This is a genomic window from uncultured Winogradskyella sp. (assembly GCF_937958655.1).
In the GTDB taxonomy this organism is placed as follows: domain Bacteria; phylum Bacteroidota; class Bacteroidia; order Flavobacteriales; family Flavobacteriaceae; genus Winogradskyella.
In genome coordinates, this window is sequence record NZ_CALGNH010000013.1 from 82,634 (window position 1) to 108,881 (window position 26,248).

General features: G+C 33.5%; 28 protein-coding genes. 10 read left to right on the forward strand and 18 right to left on the reverse strand.

Going from position 1 to position 26,248, the window contains the following annotated elements; translation table 11 throughout:
* Nucleotides 1-20 precede the first annotated feature (20 nt).
* From Q0800_RS02895 to trmB, 4 genes are all read right to left on the reverse strand, one after another.
* The gene (locus Q0800_RS02895; protein ID WP_299127455.1) at nucleotides 21-1,157 is read right to left on the reverse strand and encodes an Mrp/NBP35 family ATP-binding protein; all 1,137 of its coding nucleotides are present in this window, start codon (nucleotides 1,155-1,157) and stop codon (nucleotides 21-23) included.
* Nucleotides 1,158-1,476: 319 nt separating this feature from the next.
* Nucleotides 1,477-1,806 (reverse strand): MGMT family protein, encoded by a 330-nt coding sequence (locus Q0800_RS02900; protein ID WP_299127457.1) that lies wholly within the window; start codon nucleotides 1,804-1,806, stop codon nucleotides 1,477-1,479.
* Entirely contained in the window at nucleotides 1,806-2,435 is a 630-nt protein-coding gene (locus Q0800_RS02905; RefSeq protein ID WP_299127459.1) for a lysine transporter LysE, read from the reverse strand. The genes Q0800_RS02900 and Q0800_RS02905 overlap by 1 nt, the downstream gene beginning before the upstream one ends.
* 3 nt (nucleotides 2,436-2,438) lie before the next feature.
* Nucleotides 2,439-3,113, reverse strand: a complete 675-nt coding sequence (gene trmB / locus Q0800_RS02910; protein ID WP_299127461.1) for a tRNA (guanosine(46)-N7)-methyltransferase TrmB — start codon at nucleotides 3,111-3,113, stop codon at nucleotides 2,439-2,441.
* A gap of 60 nt (nucleotides 3,114-3,173) precedes the next feature.
* On the opposite strand from trmB, the gene Q0800_RS02915 reads away from it, so the two are divergent.
* Nucleotides 3,174-4,241 (forward strand): glycosyltransferase, encoded by a 1,068-nt coding sequence (locus tag Q0800_RS02915; RefSeq protein ID WP_299127462.1) that lies wholly within the window; start codon nucleotides 3,174-3,176, stop codon nucleotides 4,239-4,241.
* Here Q0800_RS02915 and Q0800_RS02920 read toward each other — a convergent pair.
* On the reverse strand, nucleotides 4,224-5,267 hold the full coding sequence (locus Q0800_RS02920; protein WP_299127464.1) for an ATP-binding protein: 1,044 nt from the start codon (nucleotides 5,265-5,267) through the stop codon (nucleotides 4,224-4,226). The two genes, Q0800_RS02915 and Q0800_RS02920, sit on opposite strands and share 18 nt — an antisense overlap.
* Nucleotides 5,267-5,950 (reverse strand): response regulator transcription factor, encoded by a 684-nt coding sequence (locus Q0800_RS02925; protein ID WP_299127466.1) that lies wholly within the window; start codon nucleotides 5,948-5,950, stop codon nucleotides 5,267-5,269. Before Q0800_RS02925 ends, Q0800_RS02920 begins: the two co-directional genes overlap by 1 nt.
* 199 nt (nucleotides 5,951-6,149) lie before the next feature.
* On the opposite strand from Q0800_RS02925, the gene Q0800_RS02930 reads away from it, so the two are divergent.
* The 3 genes from Q0800_RS02930 to Q0800_RS02940 all read left to right on the forward strand — a co-directional run bounded on the left by Q0800_RS02930 (nucleotide 6,150) and on the right by Q0800_RS02940 (nucleotide 9,470).
* On the forward strand, nucleotides 6,150-7,922 hold the full coding sequence (locus tag Q0800_RS02930) for a T9SS type A sorting domain-containing protein (RefSeq protein WP_299127468.1): 1,773 nt from the start codon (nucleotides 6,150-6,152) through the stop codon (nucleotides 7,920-7,922).
* An 80-nt stretch (nucleotides 7,923-8,002) separates the two neighbouring features.
* Nucleotides 8,003-8,983, forward strand: coding sequence for an acyl transferase (locus tag Q0800_RS02935; RefSeq protein WP_299127469.1), 981 nt, complete (start codon nucleotides 8,003-8,005; stop codon nucleotides 8,981-8,983).
* A 43-nt stretch (nucleotides 8,984-9,026) separates the two neighbouring features.
* The gene (locus Q0800_RS02940; protein ID WP_299127470.1) at nucleotides 9,027-9,470 is read left to right on the forward strand and encodes a YHS domain-containing (seleno)protein; all 444 of its coding nucleotides are present in this window, start codon (nucleotides 9,027-9,029) and stop codon (nucleotides 9,468-9,470) included.
* 81 nt (nucleotides 9,471-9,551) lie between these two features.
* Here the strand turns inward: Q0800_RS02940 and tyrS are convergent, their stop codons facing one another.
* On the reverse strand, nucleotides 9,552-10,850 hold the full coding sequence (gene tyrS, locus Q0800_RS02945) for a tyrosine--tRNA ligase (RefSeq protein ID WP_299127472.1): 1,299 nt from the start codon (nucleotides 10,848-10,850) through the stop codon (nucleotides 9,552-9,554).
* 129 nt (nucleotides 10,851-10,979) lie between these two features.
* On the opposite strand from tyrS, the gene Q0800_RS02950 reads away from it, so the two are divergent.
* Nucleotides 10,980-11,996, forward strand: coding sequence for an NAD-dependent epimerase/dehydratase family protein (locus Q0800_RS02950; protein WP_299127474.1), 1,017 nt, complete (start codon nucleotides 10,980-10,982; stop codon nucleotides 11,994-11,996).
* Between the two features lies 1 nt (nucleotide 11,997).
* On the opposite strand, the gene Q0800_RS02955 is transcribed toward Q0800_RS02950, so the two are convergent.
* The 3 genes from Q0800_RS02955 to Q0800_RS02965 are packed head-to-tail and all read right to left on the reverse strand — an operon-like array spanning nucleotide 11,998 to nucleotide 14,556.
* Nucleotides 11,998-12,480: a DUF4296 domain-containing protein gene (locus Q0800_RS02955; RefSeq protein ID WP_299127476.1), complete on the reverse strand. Its 483-nt coding sequence runs from the start codon at nucleotides 12,478-12,480 to the stop codon at nucleotides 11,998-12,000.
* On the reverse strand, nucleotides 12,480-13,826 hold the full coding sequence (locus Q0800_RS02960; RefSeq protein ID WP_299127477.1) for a dihydroorotase: 1,347 nt from the start codon (nucleotides 13,824-13,826) through the stop codon (nucleotides 12,480-12,482). Before Q0800_RS02960 ends, Q0800_RS02955 begins: the two co-directional genes overlap by 1 nt.
* 7 nt (nucleotides 13,827-13,833) lie before the next feature.
* Complete coding sequence (locus tag Q0800_RS02965) at nucleotides 13,834-14,556, reverse strand: polyprenol monophosphomannose synthase (RefSeq protein ID WP_299127479.1); 723 nt, start codon at nucleotides 14,554-14,556, stop codon at nucleotides 13,834-13,836.
* Nucleotides 14,557-14,698: 142 nt separating this feature from the next.
* Between Q0800_RS02965 and Q0800_RS02970 the strand changes: the two genes are divergently transcribed.
* Both Q0800_RS02970 and Q0800_RS02975 read left to right on the forward strand, forming a co-directional pair.
* On the forward strand, nucleotides 14,699-15,349 hold the full coding sequence (locus tag Q0800_RS02970; RefSeq protein WP_299127480.1) for a DUF4271 domain-containing protein: 651 nt from the start codon (nucleotides 14,699-14,701) through the stop codon (nucleotides 15,347-15,349).
* A gap of 17 nt (nucleotides 15,350-15,366) precedes the next feature.
* Nucleotides 15,367-16,116, forward strand: coding sequence for a uroporphyrinogen-III synthase (locus Q0800_RS02975; RefSeq protein ID WP_299127482.1), 750 nt, complete (start codon nucleotides 15,367-15,369; stop codon nucleotides 16,114-16,116).
* An 82-nt stretch (nucleotides 16,117-16,198) separates the two neighbouring features.
* Here the strand turns inward: Q0800_RS02975 and pckA are convergent, their stop codons facing one another.
* Together pckA and Q0800_RS02985 are read right to left on the reverse strand one after the other, a co-directional pair.
* The gene (gene pckA / locus Q0800_RS02980) at nucleotides 16,199-17,815 is read right to left on the reverse strand and encodes a phosphoenolpyruvate carboxykinase (ATP) (RefSeq protein WP_299127483.1); all 1,617 of its coding nucleotides are present in this window, start codon (nucleotides 17,813-17,815) and stop codon (nucleotides 16,199-16,201) included.
* A gap of 61 nt (nucleotides 17,816-17,876) precedes the next feature.
* Nucleotides 17,877-18,266, reverse strand: a complete 390-nt coding sequence (locus tag Q0800_RS02985) for a DUF423 domain-containing protein (protein WP_299127485.1) — start codon at nucleotides 18,264-18,266, stop codon at nucleotides 17,877-17,879.
* Nucleotides 18,267-18,346: 80 nt separating this feature from the next.
* Between Q0800_RS02985 and Q0800_RS02990 the strand changes: the two genes are divergently transcribed.
* The 3 genes from Q0800_RS02990 to Q0800_RS03000 all read left to right on the forward strand — a co-directional run bounded on the left by Q0800_RS02990 (nucleotide 18,347) and on the right by Q0800_RS03000 (nucleotide 21,209).
* Nucleotides 18,347-19,711 carry a saccharopine dehydrogenase C-terminal domain-containing protein gene (locus Q0800_RS02990; RefSeq protein WP_299127487.1) on the forward strand — a complete coding sequence of 455 codons (1,365 nt, stop codon included), beginning with the start codon at nucleotides 18,347-18,349 and terminating at the stop codon, nucleotides 19,709-19,711.
* Between the two features lie 105 nt (nucleotides 19,712-19,816).
* Complete coding sequence (locus tag Q0800_RS02995; RefSeq protein WP_299127488.1) at nucleotides 19,817-20,287, forward strand: Lrp/AsnC ligand binding domain-containing protein; 471 nt, start codon at nucleotides 19,817-19,819, stop codon at nucleotides 20,285-20,287.
* 1 nt (nucleotide 20,288) lies between these two features.
* On the forward strand, nucleotides 20,289-21,209 hold the full coding sequence (locus tag Q0800_RS03000) for a lipid A-modifier LpxR family protein (protein ID WP_299127489.1): 921 nt from the start codon (nucleotides 20,289-20,291) through the stop codon (nucleotides 21,207-21,209).
* A gap of 8 nt (nucleotides 21,210-21,217) precedes the next feature.
* Here the strand turns inward: Q0800_RS03000 and Q0800_RS03005 are convergent, their stop codons facing one another.
* The 6 genes from Q0800_RS03005 to Q0800_RS03030 form a co-directional block, all read right to left on the reverse strand.
* The gene (locus Q0800_RS03005; RefSeq protein WP_299127490.1) at nucleotides 21,218-22,048 is read right to left on the reverse strand and encodes a DMT family transporter; all 831 of its coding nucleotides are present in this window, start codon (nucleotides 22,046-22,048) and stop codon (nucleotides 21,218-21,220) included.
* 85 nt (nucleotides 22,049-22,133) lie between these two features.
* Nucleotides 22,134-22,829, reverse strand: coding sequence for a zinc metallopeptidase (locus Q0800_RS03010; protein ID WP_299127501.1), 696 nt, complete (start codon nucleotides 22,827-22,829; stop codon nucleotides 22,134-22,136).
* 112 nt (nucleotides 22,830-22,941) lie between these two features.
* Nucleotides 22,942-24,042, reverse strand: a complete 1,101-nt coding sequence (ald, locus tag Q0800_RS03015; RefSeq protein ID WP_299127492.1) for an alanine dehydrogenase — start codon at nucleotides 24,040-24,042, stop codon at nucleotides 22,942-22,944.
* Nucleotides 24,043-24,249: 207 nt separating this feature from the next.
* Nucleotides 24,250-24,612, reverse strand: a complete 363-nt coding sequence (locus Q0800_RS03020) for a hypothetical protein (RefSeq protein ID WP_299127494.1) — start codon at nucleotides 24,610-24,612, stop codon at nucleotides 24,250-24,252.
* Between the two features lie 7 nt (nucleotides 24,613-24,619).
* A complete protein-coding gene (locus Q0800_RS03025; RefSeq protein WP_299127496.1) occupies nucleotides 24,620-24,787 on the reverse strand; it encodes a SemiSWEET family transporter in 168 nt (55 codons plus the stop codon).
* Between the two features lie 168 nt (nucleotides 24,788-24,955).
* The coding region (locus Q0800_RS03030) for a class I tRNA ligase family protein (RefSeq protein WP_299127498.1) at nucleotides 24,956-26,248 on the reverse strand (1,293 nt) is incomplete at its 5' end.

The following is a 26,248-nucleotide window of genomic DNA, read 5'->3' on the forward strand; positions in this document are numbered from 1 at the left end:
GAAAGGGAAAGATTTTATTATTATTTTTTTATAGCAGAGCAACCTGCCATTGTTGTAATTTTTATAGCTTCTGTTTCAGGTAGATTTTCGTTTCTATCTACAACTTGCTGAACGACTTGTTTGGTCAATTCTTCAAAAGCTTTTTCTATAGGTGTCGCTGATTGTAATGCTGCCGGACGACCGATATCACCAGCTTCTCTTATACTTTGTACTATTGGCACCTCACCTAAGAAAGGTACCTCTAAATCCTCAGCTAAATGCTTAGCTCCTTCTTTACCAAAGATATAATACTTGTTATCTGGTAATTCTGCAGGTGTAAAATACGCCATATTTTCTATGATACCTAACACAGGTACATTGATGCTATCTTGCTCAAACATAGCTACACCCTTTTTTGCATCTGCCAATGCCACATTTTGCGGTGTACTTACCACAACTGCCCCTGTAATTGGTAGGGCTTGCATAATACTTAAATGTATATCGCCAGTACCTGGTGGTAAATCAAGTAAAAGAAAATCTAATTCTCCCCAAGCTGCATCAAAAATCATTTGATTTAAGGCTTTAGAAGCCATTGGACCTCTCCATATTACAGCTTGGTCTGGCTTTGTAAAGAACCCAATAGATAGTACTTTAACACCATAATTTTCAATAGGTTTCATTTTAGATTTGCCATCTACATTAACCGATAGTGGACGCTCATTGGCGACATCAAACATTATTGGTATAGATGGCCCATAAATATCTGCATCCAACACACCTACTTTAAAGCCCATTTTAGCCAATGTAACTGCCAAATTAGCCGTAACTGTAGACTTACCCACACCACCTTTACCAGAGGCTACCGCCACAATATTTTGAATCCCTAAAATTGGCTTCCCTTTAATCTCATTGCTTTTTGGTTTTACTGGCGCATCTACTTTTATATTGACTTTTATTTTAGCCTTTTCGTAAACCGCTCTATGAATGGTTTGTAGAATGTCTACTTCGGTTTTCTTTTTTGCTTGAAGACTTGGGTTTTTTATTGTAATATCTACAATGACCTCATCTGCAAAGGTCACTACATTAGTTACTGCACCACTATCTACCATATTTTCTCCTTCACCAGGAACTGTTATGGTTTTAAGTGCATTTAGTATGTCTTGCTTGTTTAACTTCATAGTTTTAATTATGAAAAATCAGTTTTGAAATTCAATAGGTTTTGACTGTACTTCGACTGCGCTCAGTGCGACACGCTCAACCTAACCAATATTCTTATCTAGATTTATTCTAAATGCAAAGATAGGGTGAAAAGTTTAGATTTTGAAGGGTTAAAATTGAATTGAATAATAGGTCTATTAGGTTTGTAAATAGAATAAAAACAATGTGTCGTAAATTTTAAATTATAATGTATAGCAAGGCGTTTTATCGTATAAAATACAAATCGAAGATTCTTAATAACGGATCGACATGTTTAGTGTGATTGTTAAGAATGATGACTCATAATTCCTTTGCAGGATCCCAATAAACAGATTCTAAATTCTGTATTTGATTATCCACGACCTCAACACCCTCATTTTCTAATAATTGTTGCATGAGATTAGTACCTTGGAAATGATGTTTACCCGTAAGCAAGCCTTTTCTATTAACAACACGATGCGCTGGCACGTCTTTATCGTGAGAACTATTCATAGCATAACCCACAATTCTAGCGCTTTTTGCAGCTCCCAAATACTTAGCAATAGCACCATAACTAGTAACCTTGCCAAAAGGAATTTGTCGCACCACATCATATACGTTCTCAAAAAAACCTAAGGTTTCTGGCTTCATTATAATTCTCTAAGTATATTAATAAAAGTGACTAAAGCAACAGTGCCAGTAATGATACCTATACTATAATTCATACTTTTTTGAGACGTAAATTTCTTGTCCTTAATTTTTTCAAAAAAGAAAATATAGAAATATAACATTACAAAGGTACCCATTGCAGCACCAGTAACATAGGTAATAACACTTGTACGTTCAAAATCCATTATACCAAAAGAGGCTAATGTAATGGTCATATAGGCTTGATAAGGAATAGGAAACACATTAAGCGCAGATAACAGCATGCCATTAAAAAAACGGCTCTTTTTACTCATTATTCTTGCCTCAACTTTTGCTTTTTTTTGATTACGGGCAATAACAAGAAAATAAATGGTGATTAATACAAAGATTACAAAAGCGACGCGTTGAAGAATCTCAACAATATCTGGTCTATTAGATAAATATCTTGCAAAAATAGCTGCGACATAGGTTTGAATAAAAACAATCAAACATACACCAGAGGAGAAAGAAATACCTCTGCCTGGCCCTTCCTTAAGACCAATTTTTGCTGCCGTCATATTAAGCAAGCCTGGTGGTATTACACCAACGAGTGCAACGAAAAGTCCGAGAAAGAAAACAACAGTAATACTCAAGCTTTAGTTGATTTTAAATCTAATATACGTAATTGCTTTATCTTTCTCTAAATATTGATTCTCGTAGAAGGTTTGTATCTGTGTTACTTCCTCCGGACTACCTTCTAGCTTATAAACATTATGATTTGCATATAACACCTCACAATCTAACCCATGAAGCAACCCAAGGGTATACCCATGCATAAATTCGCTATCAGTTTTTAGATGCATAAGACCGTCTGGTTTAAGTATTTTTTTATAGCGTTCTAAAAACTGAAGATTGGTTAAACGATGTTTGGTACGCTTATATTTAATTTGAGGATCTGGAAATGTAATCCAAATTTCATCAACTTCGTTGTCTTCAAATACATATTCAATAAGCTCTATTTGGGTTCTTATAAACGCTACGTTTAACAAATTATCTTCTATGGCTGTTTTGGCACCTCTCCAAAAACGCGCTCCCTTAATATCTATACCAATAAAATTTTTGTTGGGATAGCGTTTTGCTAAACCAACCGTATACTCACCCTTGCCACAACCTAACTCTAAAACCAATGGGTTTTCGTTCTTAAAAAACGAGGCTTTCCATTTGCCTTTTAGTTTATAATTTTCGTCTGTAAGTTCTTCACGTTTAGGCTGAAAAACATTTTTAAAGGTTTCGTTTTCCTTAAATCGCTTCAGTTTATTTTTGCTTCCCACGCTTTTATTAATTAATAATGGGTAAAATTAAGCAATCATTTAGGTTTATCTTTGTTTAGCATGAAGAAATCCAACGCAAAAAAAAAACGAATTTTAGTTGCTCCTCTTAATTGGGGTTTAGGCCATGCTACACGGTGTATACCTATTATAAATGCACTAATTTCTAATGGGTTTGAACCTCTTATTGCATCAGATGGTGTGTCGTTAAAATTATTACAAAAAGAGTTTCCTAAACTTAGCTCCTTTAAACTACCTTCTTATAACATTACTTATCCTAAACAGTCTAAAAGTATTAAACTAAAGTTAATTAAAGATGCACCGTATCTTTTAAAAACCATAAAACAAGAAAGAAAAGCTATTGACCACTTGGTAAATTCTGAGGATATTGCAGGCATTATATCAGATAATAGATTTGGAATACGTCATAAAAACGTACCATCCGTTTTTATAACGCATCAATTGCAGGTTTTGAGCGGAAATACGACTTGGCTTAGTTCTAAATTACATCAAAATATTATTAAAAAATTTGATGAATGCTGGGTGCCAGATTATAAAGAACAACCAAATCTTAGTGGTTGCTTAGGGCATTTAAAAAATCAACCATCTCATGTAAAACATATAGGTCCTCTGAGTCGTTTTAAAAAACTAAGATTACCCATTAAACACGATCTTCTAATTATTTTATCTGGTCTAGAACCTCAGCGCACATATTTAGAGGAAAAATTACTTTTAGAATTGCAATGTTACAATGGTAAGGCCTGCCTTATTAAAGGACTTATTGAGACTGAACAACGCATTACTAAAAACGAGAATGTCTTAATCTATAATTTTATGACTAGCGCAGCGTTAGAAAACGCTTTAAATGAAAGCAGAATGGTATTAAGCAGATCTGGTTACACATCAATTATGGATTATGCGAAGTTAGAAAAAAAGGTATTTTTTATACCAACACCAGGTCAAAACGAGCAAGAATATTTAGCTGATAAATTTAAAAAAGAAGTTATTGCTCCTACATGCAGACAAAATGAATTTAAAATAGCTATGTTAAATACTATAGAACCCTACACTGGTTTTAAAGATTTACATAATAATGACGTTAATTATAAAGAATTATTTAGCCTTTTCTAGAGTAAAGGAAAACTCACTACCCACTTGCAACTCACTTTCTACATATACTTTTTCTTTATGTGCCTCAATAATATGTTTTACAATGGATAAGCCTAAACCAGAACCGCCTTCTTTACGAGAGCCACTTTTATCAACTCTGTAAAAACGCTCAAAAAGACGTGGTAAATTCTCTTTATCTATACCTTCACCATTATCTGTTATACGTACAATAACTTTATTTTTTATAAGATTCTCAATACTAATTTCGGTAGTTCCATTTTCTCTTCCATATTTTATAGAATTCACAATAAGATTGGTTAAAACTTGCTGTATACGTTCTCTATCTGCAAAGACTATTATGGGGGAGGGGTAATCAATATCAAAAGTTAATGATATTTTCTTCTTGGCGGCTTTCATTTCAAACAGTTCAAAGATACTTTTAACGAGCATTACTATATCAAAATCTTCTTTATTTAGACTTAGATCGCCTACTTCTAATTTGGTGATCATGTCTAAATCTTTAATAATATAAGTTAACCGTTCTACTCCTTTACTTGCTCTGGTTAAATATTTTTTTTTGATTTTTTCATCTTCAACACCACCATCTAATATTGTATCTATATAACCCTGTACGGTAAATAATGGTGTTTTAAGTTCGTGGGACACATTACCAATAAATTCTTTACGGTACTCTTCTCTAATTTTTAGGGTCTCAATTTCAATCTTTTTATCTCTTGCAAATTTATCTATCTCTTTGGTTAAGGTACCCATATCGGTAGTTATAGGTTGATCTCGTAAACTAACAGATTCTAAAAGGGTAAGATCATCATATATTTTCTTTACACGTCTATATATAAAACGCTCAACTCTGTATTGCACTACTGCAAAACATAATGGAAAACACATTAAAGGAAAGAAGATGATCTGCCAATTAAACGTATGGTAATAGTGTAAAAAAAAACTTACAAGGAGTGTCGCAAAAAATGTTACATAAAGCGAGGTTCTTGTAGCAAACTTATATGTTTTTTTTAAATTATTTTTTTGCATTAGTCTACAAACTTATAACCTACACCCTTAACTGTTTTAAAGGATTTATCACCAATTTTCTCTCTGAGTTTTCTAATGTGTACATCTATTGTTCTACCACCAACAACAACCTCATTTCCCCAAACTTTATCAAGTATTTCCTCGCGTTTAAATACTTTACCAGGTTTTGTCGCCAATAGCGCAAGCAATTCAAATTCTTTTCGAGGTAGAATTATTTCTTTACCTTTTTTGGAAATTTTATACTCTTCTCGGTTTATTACTAAATCCCCTATTTTAATGGCACTAGATTCGTTTGTTTTAGATTTTAATCGTCTTAGTAAAGATTTCACCTTACTAATTAAAACTTTTGGTTTTATAGGTTTGGTGATGTAATCATCAGCACCTGCATCAAAACCGGCAACCTGAGAATAATCCTCTCCCCTTGCTGTTAAAAAAGTGATTATAATGTCGTTTAAACTGCTGTCTTGCCTAATACGCTCACACGCCTCAATACCATCCATTTCTGGCATCATTACATCTAATATTATTAAATGTGGCTTGTATTTTTTAGCCATTTCAACGGCTTCAACACCGTTTTCCGCAGTTAGCACCTGATAACCCTCAGAAGACAAATTAAAACCAACGATTTCTAAAATATCTGGCTCATCGTCTACCAACAATATTTTAATATTCTTTTTTTTCACGATTAGGCATATTGATTATGGGTAAAGATAAAAAATAGATAATTACTAAATATTCAATTTTAAATTAGTAACAATTCGCTAACATTAGCAAAAAATTAATGTAATGTTAACTTATTGTAAAAAAGCACCTTGTTAATAAAAACCTCTAAAAAACAAGCTATTTGTTAGTATATTTATAGTCTAATTTTAATCCTTAATTATGAAAAAACTTTACTTTTTATTTTCTTTTTTAATGATAAGTTGCTTTACTTTTTCGCAAGTAATCATTACAGAAATTGCCGATCCTAATAATAATGCCAATGCAAGATTCATTGAGCTACATAATTTAGGTACTACCGCTGTAGATTTTACTGAAGGTAACGGTTGGCAAATTGACAAATACACTAATGCTAGTGCAACTGTATCAATTTCATTAGACCTTACAGGAACAATCCCTGCTGGTGGGTTTTATATTATCGCTTACGATCTTAATGACGCAGGAGAATTTCAATCGACCTACGGATTTGCACCAGATCAATTAGACAATGTAAATAACGGTGTAGCTGGTAGTAATGGTGACGATGATATTGTTTTAGTGGATGGCACTGACACTATTGTAGACTTTTTTGGAGTTCCTGCTGTAGATAATTCTAGTACGTGTGCAGAGTATGAAGATGGTAGAGCAGAGCGCTTAACTTCTGTAACAGCCGGAAGCGCAACTTTTGATGAATCGCAGTGGAATGTTTGGGCAGATTCTACGGTTAATGACTGTACATCGCACCAAAATGCTCCTAGAACTGCACCTGAGGATTACGATCCAGGGGCTTGGGGAACACCAACGTGTGGTTTGTCCTTATCTAACCCAAATGCAACTTGTGATGCTATAACCACAGGTACTGACACCTATACAGCAACCATAGATTTTAATGGTGGAGGAACAGCAACTTACACCGTTACAGCAGACTCTGGTACAGTGGATTTATCTGCTGGAAATCCAACTACAGATACTACAGGAACTATTACCGTAACAGGCATTACTGAAGGCATCGATGTAACAATAAATGTACAAGATGGTAATATATGTGATGTTGATGGTGTTGTAAATTCCGCAGATTGCGAACCTGCACTAACATTACCTGTAATAGAAAATTTTGATTATTCGGATGGCTCATTAACCTCTAATCCTAATTGGGATAATTTTTCTGGTACCGATGGAGATTTATTAGTAGCTTCTGGGCAAGCTGTTGTACAACATGGTACACCTAGTGAAGACGCCAGTATTGCTTTTGATGCTGTAGCAGGAGATATTTATTATGCTTTCGATTTTACAGTTGTAGATCCTGGCGCACCAATAGCTGGTGAAGATTATGAATATTTTGCACTTTTAAAAGATGATGCGTTTGCATTTGCTGCAAGGTTAGACATCGTAGAAGCGAACACGTCAGGCAATGACTTCACCGTTGGTATTGCCTCAGATGAGTCTACGGCAGACGCAATTTGGGCAACAGATTTATCCTTTGACACAACCTATAGAGCTACTGTAAGATATAACCAAGATTCTAATATTGCAGAACTTTGGATTGATGCATCATCATCATCTGACACCTCTATATTAGGGGAAGATAGAGATGATCCTGGTATTACGATTACGCAATTTGCACTGAGACAGTCCGACTCTAGTCTTAACGAAAGTGTTTTAGTTGATAATTTAGTAGTTTCATCTAATTTCAATGAAACTTTATCTAACAATGAATTTAATATTATAACTGATTTTAAACTATATCCAAACCCAACTAATAAAGGGTTTGTTACTATTACATCATCTAATGCTGATAACCTAAATGTTGAAGTATTTGATATTTTAGGAAAACAAGTTAAAAATCAAACACTATCAAACGGTAGGTTAGACGTTTCTAGTTTAAAAACTGGAGTTTATATTATTAAAATAACTCAAAACAACCAGACATCAACTAAAAAACTAGTAATTAACTAATAGTTTTATAGTCTCTGCATAAACAGATAAAGCGCAGCTAAAGTTTAGTTGCGCTTTTTTATTTTCTATATTTTTGCTCAATGAGTTTTAGAGATAAGATATTTAGCATAACAACTAAAGAGGAATTTAACACCCTATCTCTAGCTATTTTTAAATTTCAGTATAACAACAATACAACATATCGCTCATTCTGTGATTTGCTCTACAAACATCCATCTGATGTAAGTTCTATAGAAAACATTCCATTTTTACCCATTCAATTTTTTAAAAGTCGTAAGGTTGTAAGTACTAAGAACAATGTCGAAAAAATATTTACAAGTTCTGGTACTACTGGTAATATAAATAGCAAACACTATGTCTCTGATGTTTCTATTTATGAAGAGAGTTATCTTAAAGGCTTTCAACATTTTTATGGCAATATAGAAGACTATGCGATATTGGCTTTGTTGCCCTCCTATCTAGAGCGTGAAGGCTCGTCTTTAATCTATATGATGAATGACTTAATCCAAAAATCTAAACATACTGAAAGCGGGTTTTACCTTAATAATATCACTGACTTATCTAAAACCTTAAACAAATTAGAGCGTAAAGGTCAAAAAACGTTATTAATTGGTGTATCTTTTGCATTACTAGATTTAATTGAACAATTTCAATTTAAACTAAAACATACCATAGTTATGGAAACTGGCGGAATGAAAGGTCGTAGAAAAGAAATCATACGCCAAGAGCTTCATAACATGTTAAAATCTGGTTTTGGTGTTGACAAAATACATAGTGAGTATGGCATGACCGAGCTTCTTAGTCAAGCCTACTCAAAAGGAAATGGTATTTTTAAATGCCCTGCTTGGATGAAAATTATGACTAGAGATACAGAGGATGCTCTTACGCTCCATAAAACAAACAAAACCGGTGGCATTAATATTATTGATTTGGCAAATGTAAATTCTTGCGCGTTTATTGCGACTCAAGATTTAGGACGCGTCTACGATAATGAACAGTTTGAAATTATCGGTAGATTTGATAATTCAGACATACGAGGTTGCAATTTAATGGCATTGTAAATCTGTATTAATTTTTACACAACACCATAAACGTTATTACATTATGAAACATATTACATTAATACTATACCTAGTTGCGCTGAGTACTTACTCACAAAACATAGATTATAATTTAAAAGATGGTTTTATTGCCAAAGGCTACGATGTGGTTGCTTACTTTAATAATGCACCGAAAGAAGGGTTGCAAGAGTTTGCAACAAGCTATAAGGGCGTAAATTTTAAATTTGCCTCTAAAGCCAATTTAGAGACATTTTTAGAACATCCTGAAAAATATATACCTCAATATGGTGGCTATTGCGCGTACGCTATTGCCATAAATTCTAAAAAAGTTGACATTAACCCTGAGACTTTTGAAGTCAGGGATGGTAAGCTTTATTTGTTCTATAATTCTTGGGGAAATAACACGCTTAAAAAATGGTTGAAAAAAAATGTGAAAGGTTTGAAACAAAAAGCCGACTTACATTGGGAGGCCGTTAAGTTTGATTAATTCTATGAAAAAGAAGAATTAATTTGGTCTCATTGATTGATTGGTTAGATTGTGCTCAAAAGAAATTTTGGGCACTTTTGTTTATACTACTTTTATAATATACGTATTCTTTTTTCCTTTGTTTATAATAATATATCTATCATTAATTAAATCTTCTGCAGATAGCTGGTAGCCCTCTTTTACTTTTTCTTTGTTTACTGAGACCGAATTTTCTTTTAAGGCTCTACGTGCTTCTCCATTAGAGTTTAAAAAATTAGTTTTTGCCGCTAGCGCCGCAATCATATCTATACCTTCATTAAATTCAGATTGTGGAATTAGAGCTTGCGGCACACCTTCAAAAACATCTAAAAATGTAGTCTCATCTAATGTTTTAATATCTTCTTTAAAAGATTTACTAAATAAAATATTAGAGGCGCGTTCAGCATTCTCAAAATCTTCTTTTGAGTGCACCATAGTGGTAATTTCTTCTGCTAACCGTCTTTGCAAATGTCGTTGGTGCGGTGCTTCTGCATGTTCAGAAATTAAAGCCTCAATTTCACTTTGGGTTAAAAACGTAAATATCTTTATATACTTTTTAGCATCTTCATCACTAGAGTTTAACCAATATTGATAGAATTTGTAGGGTGATGTTCTTTTTGCATCTAACCAAACATTACCACCTTCAGACTTTCCAAACTTAGAACCATCACTTTTGGTAATTAAAGGACACGTGATGGCAAAACCTTTTCCACCGCCAATGCGTCTTATTAACTCTGTACCTGTAGTAATATTTCCCCATTGGTCGCTTCCACCCATTTGTATTGTGCAACTATTTTCCTTAAATAAATGTAAAAAATCATAGCCTTGTACTAACTGATAAGTAAACTCAGTAAAGCTCATACCATCGTTAGAAGATTCGCTAGAAATTCGGTTTTTTACAGAATCTTTAGCCATCATGTAATTTACTGTAATGTGTTTACCCACATCTCTAATAAATTCTAAAAAACTAAACTCCTTCATCCAATCATAGTTATTTACTAAAACAGCGGCATTGGCAGTATTACTCTTAAAATCTAAAAAATGAGACAACTGAAGTTTTATGGCTTCTTGGTTATGGCGCAAGGTCTTTTCGTCTAACAAATTACGCTCGCTAGATTTCCCAGAAGGATCACCAATCATGCCTGTTGCTCCACCAACTAAAGCTACAGGTTTGTGCCCACATCTTTGGTAATGTGCCAACAGCATAATCGGAACTAAATTACCAATATGTAAAGAATCTGCAGTTGGGTCAAAACCAACATAAGCACTGCGCATTGCTTCTTCTAAATGCTCTTCTATTCCAGGCATGTTTTGATGTAACATACCTCTCCATTTTAATTCTTCTACAAAATTCTTTTTCATTACTTAGCGTTTCAGTATTAGATTTGGACAAAGATATATTTCCATAATAAAAGACAAAAGACAAATTTACCGTAATTTTACTTGGGCTACATTCAGTAACCAAATACACACAAAAATGAAAAACAAGAAATGATATTAATTACTGGTGGTACTGGCTTAGTTGGATCTCATTTACTTTATAAACTTGTTAGTAATGGCGAAAATGTGCGTGCTATTTACAGAAGAGAAAAGACCATAAAGCGTGTTGCCCATGTATTTAGTTACTATACTGACAATTCTGAAACGCTTTTTGAACGTATAGAATGGATAGAAGCGGATATTAATAATATACCTCAATTAAACGATGCTTTTAAAGGCATAACTAGCGTATACCATTGTGCTGCCTTTGTATCTTTTGAGCCCAATAAATATAATAGTCTTCGTAAAATAAATATTGAAGGAACAGCAAACATAGTTAACTTATGCATTAGTCATTCTATTAAAAAATTATGCTATGTGAGCTCTATAGCCGCTTTGGGATCTCATGAAAATTCTAAAAAATTAATTACCGAACAAACAGATTGGAATCCTGAGGCTGATAACAGTGTCTATGCTATCACTAAATATGGAGCAGAATTAGAAGTTTGGCGTGGCACCCAAGAAGGGTTAGATGCCGTCATAGTTAATCCAGGTATTATTTTAGGTCCTGGCTATTGGCATGGTGGTGGTAGTGGTGGTATTTTTAAAAGAATCTACAAAGGCATGTCATACTATACCAAAGGAGTAACAGGTTATGTAGATGTTTGGGATGTGGTAAAGCTTATGATACAACTCATGGAGAGCAACATCTCTAATGAGAAATTTATAGTGGTTGCTGAACATTTGAGTTTTAAAGATTTTCAATATAAAGTTGCAAATGCACTCAACGTAAAGCCTCCCAAAAAAGAAGCCAAGCCATGGATGCTTGCTGTGGCATGGCGATTAGATTGGTTACAGCACAAAATTTTTGGAATTCGTAGAGCATTCTCAAAACAAAATGCGGAGTCAGCTGTTACTATTACAAAATATGATACCACTAAAGTAAAAAACATCTCTAAGATAAAACTAACGCCAATAGAAGAATCCATAGTGCGTACTTGTCAACATTTTCTAAAGGATATCAATTAAACTAGTTGTCAATTGACAATTCTTGCAATTTATATTTTGCGGTATCTTTTTGTTTCTCCATTACTTTACGAATAGAGTCTTGTTTTTTCTTACCCTTTTTACGTAGAGAATCGCGCTTTCTTTTGGCTACTTCAGCTTTTTCTTTTTCTAAAGCCTCTAATTGACCTTTTTTCTGCTCTAATTTAGCTTTCACATTTTCAATTATACCTTTATACTGTTCTGTGTCAAAAGCATAATAATCGTTACTTGTAGCAAATTGCAAACTATCAATACCGTGTTTTTCTAAAATATACGTCTCGGGCAAAAAGCCATTATTTTCTAATAGTTTTCCGTTGACTCCTTTAGCTCCATTAATAATATATAAATCGTAAAGAATAGTCTCCATATCAGCTTTGGAGATAAGATTTGTAGGCCTTTTGGGTTTATCATTACCAATACAGCCTAATACTAGCATACATATGCAGATAGAGAATATTCTTTTCATTATGATCTGTTAAATGTTAAACGTTTACCAGCCTTAACTTCTAATACTTTAAAATTATTATAGGCTAATTGCCCATTAACAAATGTATGCGTAATTCTGCTTTTAAAGGTATTGCCTTCAAAAGGAGACCAACCACATTTATAGAGAATATTATCTTTATTTACGGTCCATGGATTGTTTAAATCTACAACAACTAAATCTGCAAAATAACCTTCTTTTAGGTAACCTCTTTTCTCTACATCAAATAAAATAGCAGGATTATGACATGCTTTTTCTACAATTTTTTCTATTGATATTTTACCTTGATGATGCATTTCTAATAACGCAACTAAGGCATGTTGTACTAAAGGCCCACCCGAAGGTGCTTTAGTGTAAGGATTACTTTTTTCTTCGATAGTGTGCGGTGCGTGATCTGTGGCAATTACATCAATTCTATCATCTAATAACGCTTCTATAAGTTGCGTTCTGTCCTTTGCCGTTTTTACAGCCGGATTCCATTTTATGTGACTCCCTTTTTTCTCATAATCTTCATCTGAAAACCACAAATGATGAATACAAACCTCGGCTGTGATTTTTTTATCTTTTAATGGAAGTTTGTTTGAAAAAAGATTTGTTTCTTTTCCTGTTGAAAGATGAAACACATGTAACCTTGCTCCTGTTTTCTTTGCTAATTCAATGGCCTTAGAGGATGATAAATAACATGCATCTTCACTTCTTATAATTGGATGCAAATGCATAGGTATATCGTCTCCGTACTCACTTTTATACTTGGCAAGATTTTCTCTTATCGTTGCTTCATCTTCACAATGTACCGAAATGACCATATTTGTACTAGAAAAAATCTTTTCTAATATTTCTGGATCATCCACTAGCATATTGCCTGTAGAAGAGCCTAAAAACAACTTTAAACCTGCTACTGTTTTAGCGTCTACCTTTAATATTTCGTCTAGGTTATTATTAGTGCCACCAAACATAAATGAATAATTAACATGAGACGACTTGGCAGCAATACTAAATTTTTCTTCCAACTTTGCTACTGTTGTAGTCTGCGGATTGGTATTTGGCATTTCAATGAATGAGGTTATACCACCAGCTAATGCAGCTTTAGATTCGGTTTCAATATTTGCCTTATGGGTTAAACCTGGCTCTCTAAAATGTACCTGGTCGTCTATCATACCAGGAATAACAAAATTACCTTCTACATCAATAACATTAATATCTGCTGACTTTACACTTATGGAATCGTCAATCGTTTTTATAATATCATTTTCGATTAAGATATCTCCTTCAACTATAGAGCCTTCGTTAACGATTTTTGCATTTTTTATTAATGTACTTCGCTTCATTTGTAATTTACTTATTAAATAAACTTTTCAACTTTAAATTAATGACACCAAAAATAGCCTCTGATATTATACTACCACTCATTTTTGATTTTCCTTTTTCTCTATCTTTAAAAATAACAGGTATTTCTTTAATTCTAAACCCTTTTAAGGTCGCCTTAAATTTCATTTCTATTTGAAACGCATAACCCACAAACTTAATTTTATCTAAGTCTATGGTTTCTAAAACGTTTCGTTTATAACAAACAAAACCTGCTGTAGAATCCTTAACCTTCATTTGTGTGATTAACCTTACGTATTTTGATGCTCCATAAGACAACAAAATACGAGACATCGGCCAGTTAACTACTGTAATACCCTTTACATACCTTGATCCTACCGATACATCTGCACCATCGTTGGCGCAGGCATTATATAGTTTTATGAGGTCATTTGGATTGTGTGAAAAATCGGCATCCATCTCAAAAATATAATCGTAAGCGTGTTTTAATGCCCATTTAAAACCTGCTATATAAGCCACACCTAATCCGTTTTTTTCATTGCGCTCTAATAAAAAAAGTTGATTGGGAAATTCCACTTGCAAGGCTTTAACTTTTTCTGCTGTGTGATCTGGAGAATTATCATCTACTATTAATACATGAAATGTTTTTTGTTGAGAAAATACAGCCTTTATTATGGGCTCTATATTTTCTATCTCATTGTAGGTAGGTATAATAACTACTGCGTTAGACATGTATTGAATTTAATACTACTATAATTAGAGTTTAATGACAAAAGTAACAGTTTTAATGTATTTGAAACTGTTATTTCTTTCTTAAAGATTGAAACCTCTACATAAATTATGACAACCTTATTTTTCTTTATAATTTAGCATTATGCGGCAATTTATTACGTACGATTGGTTTACCGTTCTTAGTCTGTTTAGTCTTATAGCAATTATTGCAGCTAAGACTATTAATTCTATTAGGTTTAACGATTTTTTATATACCGTTGGAAATTCCAAATATTTAAAAATATATAGTAAAGACCAGAAGTTTATTGATCTTTTTGATGGTTTTCTGTTTATAAACCTAGTTGTTTCTGCGAGTATTTTTTTATATCAAGGCTATTCTAATTTTATTGTACCTGTTAATTTTGAAATCATCACTTTTTTTAAATTAGCTTTTACACTTGCTACCATTATTATTATTAAAACCTTAATTGAGCGATTAATAGGTAGTTTGTTTGAAATTGATGGTTTAATTGACTTTTATCTTTTTCAAAAAACCACATTTATCAATTATTCTGGATTCGTTCTTTTAGCCGCAAATATTATATTACTTTACACTAATATAAATACAAAAATTATTGTAATTACAGCTTTTATACTAGTTGTGTTATTAAATCTCATTGGATTTATTACGTCCTTTAAAATATACCAAAAAAGTCTATTACCTAATTTATTCTATTTTTTATTGTATCTTTGCGCTCTCGAAATTGCACCTTATGTTCTTTTATATAAGGCGTTTAGAGGGTATAACGTTTAAAACAAAGGGGTTTACGTATGAAAGTGAAAACGATCTTGGTATCTCAACCAGAACCTAAAATTGAGAACTCTCCGTACTTTGATTTGCAAGAAAAGCAGAAAGTTAAAGTAGATTTCAGACCTTTTATCCATGTCGAAGGTGTCTCAGCCAAAGAAATTAGACAACAAAAAATAGATCTCAGCACATATACTGCGATTATACTTACCAGTAGAAATTCTGTAGATCATTTCTTTAGAGTAGCAGAAGAAATGCGCTTTAAAGTACCTGATACTATGAAGTATTTTTGCCAATCTGAAGCTGTTGCCTATTATCTACAAAAATATGTGGTTTACAGAAAACGAAAAATATATGTTGGTAAACGAACTTTTGCAGATTTAATGCCACTTATTAAAAAGTATAAGGACGAAACGTTTTTACTACCTACTACAGATAAAGTAAAACCTATAATCCCAGAGAACTTAGACAAACTTAATGTTAAATGGACACAGGCTACGTTTTATAAAACTGTAATTAGCGACTTATCTGATTTAGCCGACGTATATTATGATATCTTAGTCTTTTTTAGCCCGTCTGGCATAGAATCTTTGTTTCATAATTTCCCAGACTTTAAACAAAACGACACTAGGATTGCCGTTTTTGGAAACACGACCATAAAGGCTGTAAAAGAGAAAGGGTTACGTGTAGATATTTCTGCACCTACACCTGAAACTCCATCCATGACTATGGCATTAAAAAAATATATTGATTCCGTAAATAAGGGAAAATAATTATAACTAAGTTACATTAAATAACATCGGGATTCTCATTGAGAATCCCGATGTTATTTATACCCTTTGGGTTATAGTAAAATTAAAACGCATAACGTTGCGGCCCACCTCTTCTAACTTCTTCAGAAGCATAGGACTCAAACTGCTTAAAGTTTTCTCTAAACGCATTAGATAATTTAAATGCCATCTTATAGTAAGCATCGTCATCATTCCATGTTGCTCTTGGGCTAAGAACTTCCGTAGGCACACCAGGACAAGTCCTTGGTTGCGCCACACCAAATACAGAATGTATGTGGTAATCGTCATAATTATATAAACCCAAATCACCATTTAATGCAGCATTTATCATGGCACGTGTATATTTTAATTTCATACGTGTACCAATACCATAAGGGCCGCCAGTCCAACCTGTGTTAACTAACCAAACATTGACGCCAGCTTCTATCATTTTCTTACTTAGCATAGCTGCATATTCTGTGGGATGAAGTGGCATAAACGGTGCGCCAAAACATGCAGAAAAAGAAGGTTGCGGCTCAACAACACCTGCCTCAGTACCTGCAACCTTAGCCGTATAACCAGATATAAAGTGATAGGCTGCTTGCGATGGAGTTAATTTAGAAATTGGAGGTAACACGCCAAAAGCATCCGCAGTTAAGAAAAATATATGTTTTGGATTCTTACCAATAGATGGTGTTTTTATATTATCAATATGATAAATAGGGTAACTTACCCTTGTATTTTGAGTTATAGATGTATCGGTAAAATCCACATTACCATTATCATCCATAATCACATTTTCGAGAATGGCTCCTTTTTTAATGGCTTCATAGATCTCAGGCTCCTGTTCTGCGGATAGATTAATAACTTTAGCATAGCATCCACCTTCAAAATTAAAGACTGTATTTTCACTGGTCCAACCATGCTCATCATCACCAATTAAACTTCGATTTGTATCGGTTGAGAGCGTTGTTTTACCTGTACCAGATAAGCCAAAGAAAATGGCAGTATCACCGTCTTTACCAACATTAGCACTGCAATGCATTGGCAATGTGTTTTTAAACACAGGTAGCTCAAAATTTAAAGCAGAAAAAATACCTTTTTTTATTTCGCCAGTATATCCTGTTCCACCTACAATAGCTATTTTTTTGGTAAAATTTAAAATCGCAAAATTATGTTGTCTGGTGCCATCTTCTTCTGCTACAGCCATAAAACCTGGTGCATTAATCACTGTCCATTCAGGTTTAAAATTTTGCAATTCATCTTCCGTTGGACGTAAAAACATGTTGTAAGCAAACATATTACTCCATGCATATTCGTTAATAACGCGGATACCAGTTTTATAATTTGGATCTGCACAAGCATAACAGTCTCTAACATAAATTTCTTTACCAGATAGGTAGTTAGTTATTTTATGGTAAAGTTGCTCAAACTTATCACTTTTAAAAGGGATATTTATATTTCCCCACCAAATCTTATCTTTTGTTATATCATCTTTTACAATAAATCTATCCTTAGGTGATCGCCCTGTAAATTCACCTGTTTTAATAGCAATAGCACCAGAAGACGATTCAACTCCCTGACCTTTTGCAATTATTTCTGCGTGTAATTGGTCTGAAGATAATTGATAATTAATCTTGGCATTTTTAATACCGTAATTGTCTAACGAAATCGTTTTCGATGATTGTGTATAGTTTGCCATATTTTTATATTTAAGACCACAAAATTAAAACTTTATTTTAAACGAGCGACACTAAAAAAGATTAATCGCCTTTTGCCTTTAATAAACCGATTAACATCATAACCCATGCGATTATTAACAATAATCCACCTATTGGCGTAATGAGGGCTATGGCTTTAAAATTAAAATTTGAAAGCTCATTTGTAGCCAAGCCATATATAGATCCTGAAAAGAAAATAACACCTAAAATCACAACATAAAAAATCATCTTTTTAAGCTTTATACTTATAAGCGAGGTATTACCTAAAAAGAGAAGAAAAAATGCATGATAGATCTGATAGCGCACACCTGTCTCAAAAGATGCAAGCGCGTCGTTATCAATTAACTTTTCTAGGCCATGAGCCGCGAAAGCACCTAAAATAATTCCTAAAATACCCAAAATTGAACCTACAATTAATAATTTTCTGTTCATAAGTAAAGTAATGCTATGGTTTTTTTGCCTTTTGTAATTTACTACATTAGTACAAACAAAATTAGTCATATAAAACCACTATGCGAAAGATTTTAATCATTGGTGCCGGAAAATCCTCATCCTATCTCATTAAATACTTATTAGATAAAGTTAACTCTGAAAATCTAGAAGTTACCATCGCTGATCTTAATATAAAAAATGCAGAAAAATTAGTTGGTGAAAATTCTAAAGCTAAAATCATTCACTTAGATGTTTTTGATTCCGAATCTAGAAGAAACGCCGTAATGGGTGCAGATCTCGTAATTTCAATGTTACCTGCAAGATTCCATATTGAAGTTGCCAAAGATTGTATTACTTATAAAAAACACATGGTTACAGCCTCGTACGTAAGTAAAGAAATGCAGGAACTAAATGAAGATGTAAAAGCTAATAATTTAGTGTTTATGAATGAAATTGGCGTAGATCCTGGCATAGACCATATGAGCGCTATGCAAATCATTGATCAAATTAGAGATAAAGGAGGAAAAATGATTTTGTTTGAATCTTTTACTGGCGGACTAGTTGCACCAGAAAGTGACACTAACCTTTGGAATTACAAGTTTACTTGGAACCCAAGAAACGTAGTTGTTGCAGGGCAAGGTGGAGCCGCAAAATTCTTACAAGAAAATCAATTTAAATATATTCCATATTACCGCCTTTTTAGACGTACCGAATTTTTAGATGTAGAGGGTTATGGTAGATTTGAGGCCTATGCAAACAGAGACTCTTTAAAATATCAAAACCTATATGGCTTAGACCATATTAGAACATTATACAGAGGCACTATGAGACGCGTGGGTTTTAGTCGTGCTTGGAATGTTTTTGTTCAATTAGGTATGACTGACGATAGTTATACCATAGACGATAGTGCCAATATGAGCTATCGCGATTTTGTTAATGCTTTTTTACCTTATAGCCCAACGGATTCAGTTGAACTTAAATTTAGACATGCCTTAAAGATTGACCAAGATGATATTATATGGGATAAATTTGTTGAGTTAGATATTTTTAGCGCTATTAAAATGGTAGAACTAGATAAAGCAACTCCCGCTCAAATTCTGCAAAAAATATTAATGGATAGCTGGACCTTAGATGCAGAGGATAAAGATATGATTGTAATGTATCATAAATTTGGTTATAAACTTAATGGAGAAAATCATCAAATTGATGCAACTATGGTTGCTTTAGGAGAAGACCAAACGTATACAGCAATGGCAAAAACAGTAGGATTACCTGTAGCCATTGCAACTATGGCTATATTAAATGGTAAAATTAAAACACCTGGTGTACAGATTCCTATATCAAAAGAAGTGTACACTCCTATTTTAAAAGAGCTAGAATCTTATGGAATAGCCTTTAATAAAAAAGAAATGCCATATTTAGGTTACAATCCACTAAATATTTAAACTAAAAATATTTATAAGTTACAAACTGGAATCGTTTTCTTATTTATATATTGTTAAATGTAATACTAAAATTTCTATTGACTTGGAAATGAAAATAAGTTACGTATGAAAGTTAATGACAAAGGCATTTACATTGACGGTATTGATAAAAAGATACTAAGAGCTTTAATGGAAGATGCCAGAACTCCGATTTTAGAAATTGCCCGCAGCGTCGGTATTTCTGGTGCGGCTATACACCAAAGGTTAAAGAAGCTTTATAAATCTGGTCTTTTAGCAGGCTCAAAATTTATAATTAATCCCAAAGTATTAGGTTACACCACTATGGCTTTTGTCGGAGTTTATTTAGATAAAGCGGTAAGTAACCCAGAGGCCGTTAAACAATTACAGCGTGTCCCAGAGGTTATAGAGTGCCATTACACCACTGGTGAGTGGAGTATTTTCATTAAAATTCTATCTAAAGACAACGAACATTTAATGCACTTACTTAACAAAGAGATACAAGGCATTAAAGGCGTGTCTCGAACTGAAACTTTTATCTCTCTTCAGCAGCAAATTAATAGGCAAATTAAGATCTGATATGGCTAAATTTAGCTTATGCTTTAGTCTGTTTGCTATTACTGTTTTTTTAGGTTATTCTCAATCTAACAACACGTTTAGCCAACAACTACAATTACAACACGATAATGATTTTATTACCCTAACAGATAGGTATTATTCGTCTGGTCTATATCTAAGATATAGAAAGTTACTTTCTAACCCTATTTTTAATGAAGGTACAGAACAGGTTGAGTTCAGTATTCAACAAGAAATCTATACACCATCGCAAACAAAATCTACTAACATCGATGAGTTTGACCGAAGCTACGCTGGTTTTGTAGGTTTGGGATTTCATTGGTTACATGCAAAGGAAAATAACCTACTAAAGATTAGTGCTCTTGCAGGGATTGTTGGCCCTAACTCTGGTGCTGGTGGATTTCAGAGGTGGTACCACAATACTTTAGTAATTTCTGATCCTCCGATATGGGTAGCAGAACTAAGAGACAGTTTTCAGTTCAATTTATACAGTACTTATGCTAAGGAATGGACACTAGTCCCAAATCCGTTTGGTATGAGAATAGCATTGCTTTCGCATATAGCTTTAGGAACTCGCGATATATATTTAGAGCCAGAGCTTGTATTATCTTTTGGAAGAAAAGCACAACTTAAAAATAGTATTTTCTTTGATCTTTTGGGTGTTCATAACCACGAAATATATTTTACGCTAAATGCGGCGTACCGTAATGTTATTTATAATGGTATAATTGAAGGTAACTTATTTGGTGACGACTCACAGGTATTGCGTGAAAGCCAAAACGCATTGTTGAGATTTGGCTTTGATTTTCATAACAAATTTGGACAAAATAATTTAAAAATTGGTGTAAGATATAATTCTAGAGAAACTCTGCAATCTAAAAGCCATAAGTATATTATTTTAGGGTATGGCTACAGCTTTAATTAAATAACGATCTAGCCTTTTCGCTTAATCCAAATATTTAAAACCATACCTAACACTACCAATAGCATACCAACTATAGGCCAAAAACCATAGGACTCATTAAACAATAGGAATCCAAAAATTAAGGCATATACCAATTCCATATATTTAATGGGTGCAACAGTACTTGCTTCGGCTAATTGAAATGACTTCGTTAAAAACACTTGTCCTGCCAATCCTAAAGTTCCTATTAAACATATCCATAACCATTCCTCGCCTATTGGCATTCTCCATGTATGAATAAAAAACAAACTTCCTATTATAGAAAACATCATAAAATAGTTTATGATAGTTAAATAATGCTCTTTAGATCCTAGATACCTAACAATAACAAATACAGCACCGACAAATAATGAAGATAGCATTATAAGAATAAAACTATTAGTATCTATCCTAAAATCTACTCCTTTCATTACAAATGCACCTGTAATAGCAATAATTAAACTCATCCACTGCCAAAACTTTACGTTTTCTTTCAAAAAAAAGAACGCTAATACCACACTAAAAATCGGTGCAGTGTAACGTAACGCAACAGCAGAACCCAAAGGGATGTCTTGTACAACCTTAAAAAAAAACGCTAAAGAAACAAAACTTAGAAGACCTCTTGTACTTAACAAAAAAACATGCTTACCAATTATAGGTACTTTCTTTACAATCATATACGGAAAGATAAAAACAAAAGTTCCCATAGCTCTAAAGAACACCACTTGCATCGGATGAAAATCCTTAAGATATTTAGCCATTAAATTCATCCACGCAAATGCGAATGTGGCAATAAGCATAAAAATGATACCTTTCTTCAAAGAATTTAAAAATTACGTGCCAAAATTACAACAAAAAAAGCCCTGATTTCTCAGAGCTTTTAGTTTATTAGGATAGATTTATTAATTAGTCGCGTCCACCAAATACTTGTAATGCCCAATATAAGAGCGACGCTAAAGCGCCTATTGCCGCCACCAAATAAGTTCTTGCAGCCCATTTTAGTGCATCTTCTGATCCTTTATATTCATCTGGAGTTACCATATTTTTATTTTTTAACCACGCTAAGGCTCTATTACTAGCATCGTACTCTACTGGTAATGTAATAAAACTAAATAAGGTTGCAAAACCCATAAAAACAAGACCAGCAATAGCGACCCAATAGCCTAATCCAACACCAGCAGCAGCTCCAAGAACCAAACCACCAATTACCAACCATTGCGACATACCAGAAGTAACACTTACAATAGGAACTAACGCTGATCGCATACCCAACGCACTATAGGCTTGAGCATGCTGAACTGCATGACCAACTTCGTGCGCTGCAACTGCTGCTGCCGCTGCGTTTCTCTGATTATATACAGCCTCACTTAAATTAACGGTTTTATTCTTTGGATTATAATGATCTGTTAGGCGCCCAGGAGTGGATATAACTTCAACATCAAAAATACCATTATCAGTTAGCATTTTTTCTGCTATTTCTTTTCCAGACATTCCATTACGTAATTGCACTTTTGAATATTTTGCAAATTTACGCTTAAGTTGATTACTAACTAACCAGCTTACTAAAGCTATAGCACCGATTAAAACGTAATATCCCATCATTCCATTCATAATAAATAAGTTTTAGTTATTGTAAAAGTAATAAATGAATTGCAAAAAATAAGCCAAATTATATTTAAGAAAAATTGTCAGTATTTAATAGCTAAAAAACAACTTAAACAGTATCCACAGACCAATTAAAGGCTTCCGCAATTTCTTCATAAACAATTTTACCTTTAACAATATTAAGTCCTTTACGTAAAGATTCATCCTTAGCACAAGCAACTTCCCAACCCTGATTAGCCAATCTCAGCACATAAGGTAAGGTTACATTGGTTAATGCTAAGGTAGAGGTATAAGGTACAGCACCAGGCATGTTTGCTACACAATAATGTACAACATCATCTATAATATAAGTTGGATCTTCGTGGGTTGTCGCTTTTGTTGTTTCCATACAACCTCCTTGATCGACGGCTACATCAACCAAAACTGTTCCAGGCCGCATTTCCTTGAGCATATCTCGGGTTATTAATTTTGGTGCTTTGGCACCTTTTATTAAAACTCCACCAATTATTAGATCGTGATCCTTAATACGTTTTCTTATATTGAATTCACTCGAAAATTCGGTGACTACATGATTTGGCATAACATCATTTACATAACGTAATTGCTTCATATTAATATCCATAATGGTAACATGTGCTCCTAAACCTGCCGCCATCTTTGCCGCTTGTATTCCTACAATACCAGCCCCTAGCACTAAAACTTTTCCAGGAGGCACTCCTGGTACACCTCCCAAGAGTACTCCGCGACCCTTAATTGGTTTTTCTAAATATTTAGCTCCTTGTTGAATCGCCATTCTCCCAGCTACTTCAGACATAGGTGTTAGTAATGGCAAGGACCCATCTGCGTCTTCCACAGTTTCGTATGCAATACAAACCGATTTACTATTTAGCATTGCTTTGGTTAATGGCTCACTTGATGCAAAATGAAAATAGGTAAATACCACATGATGTGGCTTTATTAAAGCATACTCTTCTTCAATAGGTTCCTTTACTTTTACAATCATTTCTGCAGCAGCATAGACCTCTTCTATGGTCTCTAAAATGGTAGCTCCGACCTTCTTGTAATCGTTATCAAAAAAACCACTGCCAAAGCCAGCATCCTTTTGCACAAATACAGTGTGGTTATTTTTAACAAGTTCGTAAACACCAGCTGGTGTCATACCAACACGATTTTCATTATTCTTAATTTCTTTTGGGACTCCAATTTTCATATTGAATTTATTTTGAATTAATAGCACCGTTAAATACTATTAAAAAATTGAAGCCTCCAAATTATTATCCTTAATTGGAAGTATTTTTACGAAATTCTAAATTTGAAAGTTAAAATTTAAAGATTTTAAAATATAAGCCTCGTTTTCAATTGAATACAGCAATAGATGAATGAAATATTGTATCGATAAAATGAAAGTCATTTATTTCTATTCAGTAGCTAAAGTAACTTCGGTCACTTTTTCATTTTTAAATACAATTAGTAAATGTTCTTTGTGAGAGGTAATAAAACTAGGTTGCTTACCAATATTATAAATAAAGATGTCCTTTTCTGTATTAGATTTTAAAGTGGGTTGTCCCAATAGGTAAATAACTTCATCTTTTGATTTTTTAATAAATCTTTGAGACTCTATTATATCGTCCACCATTTTATAGCGTAAGGCTGGTTGATTGCTCCACTGTTCTTTATTAAATCGTTCTTCAAATAACCAAATAAGCGAACTACTGATAACAAATGCTAAAAAGAAAAATAAACCAATTCTATCATTTCTTTTTAGACTATTTAGGCACATTTTTTAATTATTTTTTACTGTATTTTATTTTAAAAATAAACAAAAGCAGTACAGAAACTATCGTAATACTGTTAGCTAAAATTAGTGAAGGACTTTTTAATAACCACCCATAAATTAACCAGAGAAAGACTCCCACAAGAAATAGTAACAGCATTGGTAAAGAAAGTGACGACACATCGTTTGTTTTCTATGTTTTATACATTTTTGGCAGAAAAGCTGTTGTTGTTAAAATTGTGGCGCATAACCCAATGCTTTCTATATAATATATAGGTTCCATAATATTAAACAGATTGCCGCGTTCTTCGTCACTTCCGCAAGCCCAGTGTGACACCTCGCAATACCATTAGCCTACAATATTTACAATTTTACCAGGTACTACAATAACTTTCTTTGGTGTACGACCTTGTAATTGCTCTTGTGTTTTCTCATTGGCCATTACAGCAGCTTCTATGTCATCTTTGCTTAAATCTAAAGGCAATTCCATAGTAAAGCGCATCTTTCCATTAAACGAAATCGGATAGTTCTTAGAACTCTCTACTAAATGCTTTTCTTCAAATTTTGGAAATGGTGCCGTAGAAATAGATTCACTATGCCCTAATTGTTCCCAAAGTTCTTCTGCAATATGTGGTGCATAAGGTGAAATAAGAACTAGCAAAGGTTCGAGAATTTCCTTACTTGTACATTTCTGTGCTGTCAATTCGTTAACTGCAATCATGAACGTTGATACCGATGTATTAAATGAGAAGTTCTCAATATCTTCTTGTACTTTCTTTATGGTTTTATGAAGCGTCTTAAGTGCAGCCCCATCTAGCTTCCCCTGAGGGGAAGAACCCTCACTCGAAACGTAAAAACTACCGTTTTCTCCTTGGTGGAATAACTTCCATAATTTTTTAAGAAAGCCGTGGACTCCTGTAATACCTGCTGTATTCCAAGGTTTGTATTGTTCTAAAGGCCCAAGGAACATTTCGTATAGTCTTAAACTGTCTGCTCCATATTGCTCTACGATATCATCTGGATTGACCACGTTGTATTTGGATTTGGACATTTTCTCAGGTTCACGACCAACAGTAAACGATGTATTATCTTCAATGAAAACTTCACCTTTTTCATCTATAAAAATGGAGTTATTATAATCTTCCCTCCAATTACTAAAAGCTTCAAGATCTAGTTCATTGGAAGAACTTACAAAAGAAACATCTACATGAACTGGTAAAACCTGAAAACTAATATTCTTTTTATTTCCATTTCTGCCATAAAACATAGTTCTAATTTCAGTAGAACCTTTAATTATTTCTGTTTCAATATAATCAACCAAAAAGTCAAAGAGTAATTTTAAATTTTCATTTTGTCTTGCAAACTCACCGTAATTCCCTCTATCCAAAGAATCATAAACCTTTTTAGAAATAAAAATCTCATTTACAAAAAAATCCTTCTTCGTGGCAAATTCATCATTCTCAAACAAAAGTCCTATATTAAGTCGATAGGTAATTGCACTAGTCCCCAATATCATCCCTTGGTTAATCAACTTTTTAAATGGCTCATCCACACCAACAAAACCACGATCGTATAAAAACTTGACCCAAAAACGTGAGTATAATAAATGACCAGTAGCATGCTCGCTACCACCAATATATAA

Coding starts and splice junctions, on each gene's coding strand:
- Q0800_RS02955 (WP_299127476.1), bottom strand. CDS start 12,480: ATGAAAAGAATATTCTCTATCTGCATATGTATGCTAGTATTAGGCTGT.
- Q0800_RS02950 (WP_299127474.1), top strand. CDS start 10,980: ATGATATTAATTACTGGTGGTACTGGCTTAGTTGGATCTCATTTACTT.
- Q0800_RS03020 (WP_299127494.1), bottom strand. CDS start 24,612: ATGTGCCTAAATAGTCTAAAAAGAAATGATAGAATTGGTTTATTTTTC.
- Q0800_RS02975 (WP_299127482.1), top strand. CDS start 15,367: ATGAAAGTGAAAACGATCTTGGTATCTCAACCAGAACCTAAAATTGAG.
- Q0800_RS02920 (WP_299127464.1), bottom strand. CDS start 5,267: ATGCAAAAAAATAATTTAAAAAAAACATATAAGTTTGCTACAAGAACC.
- Q0800_RS02930 (WP_299127468.1), top strand. CDS start 6,150: ATGAAAAAACTTTACTTTTTATTTTCTTTTTTAATGATAAGTTGCTTT.
- Q0800_RS02895 (WP_299127455.1), bottom strand. CDS start 1,157: ATGAAGTTAAACAAGCAAGACATACTAAATGCACTTAAAACCATAACA.
- Q0800_RS02900 (WP_299127457.1), bottom strand. CDS start 1,806: ATGAAGCCAGAAACCTTAGGTTTTTTTGAGAACGTATATGATGTGGTG.
- Q0800_RS02935 (WP_299127469.1), top strand. CDS start 8,003: ATGAGTTTTAGAGATAAGATATTTAGCATAACAACTAAAGAGGAATTT.
- Q0800_RS02995 (WP_299127488.1), top strand. CDS start 19,817: ATGAAAGTTAATGACAAAGGCATTTACATTGACGGTATTGATAAAAAG.
- Q0800_RS02990 (WP_299127487.1), top strand. CDS start 18,347: ATGCGAAAGATTTTAATCATTGGTGCCGGAAAATCCTCATCCTATCTC.
- Q0800_RS02985 (WP_299127485.1), bottom strand. CDS start 18,266: ATGAACAGAAAATTATTAATTGTAGGTTCAATTTTGGGTATTTTAGGA.
- Q0800_RS02940 (WP_299127470.1), top strand. CDS start 9,027: ATGAAACATATTACATTAATACTATACCTAGTTGCGCTGAGTACTTAC.
- ald (WP_299127492.1), bottom strand. CDS start 24,042: ATGAAAATTGGAGTCCCAAAAGAAATTAAGAATAATGAAAATCGTGTT.
- Q0800_RS02960 (WP_299127477.1), bottom strand. CDS start 13,826: ATGAAGCGAAGTACATTAATAAAAAATGCAAAAATCGTTAACGAAGGC.
- tyrS (WP_299127472.1), bottom strand. CDS start 10,850: ATGAAAAAGAATTTTGTAGAAGAATTAAAATGGAGAGGTATGTTACAT.
- Q0800_RS02970 (WP_299127480.1), top strand. CDS start 14,699: ATGCGGCAATTTATTACGTACGATTGGTTTACCGTTCTTAGTCTGTTT.
- Q0800_RS03000 (WP_299127489.1), top strand. CDS start 20,289: ATGGCTAAATTTAGCTTATGCTTTAGTCTGTTTGCTATTACTGTTTTT.
- Q0800_RS03010 (WP_299127501.1), bottom strand. CDS start 22,829: ATGATGGGATATTACGTTTTAATCGGTGCTATAGCTTTAGTAAGCTGG.
- pckA (WP_299127483.1), bottom strand. CDS start 17,815: ATGGCAAACTATACACAATCATCGAAAACGATTTCGTTAGACAATTAC.
- Q0800_RS02965 (WP_299127479.1), bottom strand. CDS start 14,556: ATGTCTAACGCAGTAGTTATTATACCTACCTACAATGAGATAGAAAAT.
- Q0800_RS02915 (WP_299127462.1), top strand. CDS start 3,174: ATGAAGAAATCCAACGCAAAAAAAAAACGAATTTTAGTTGCTCCTCTT.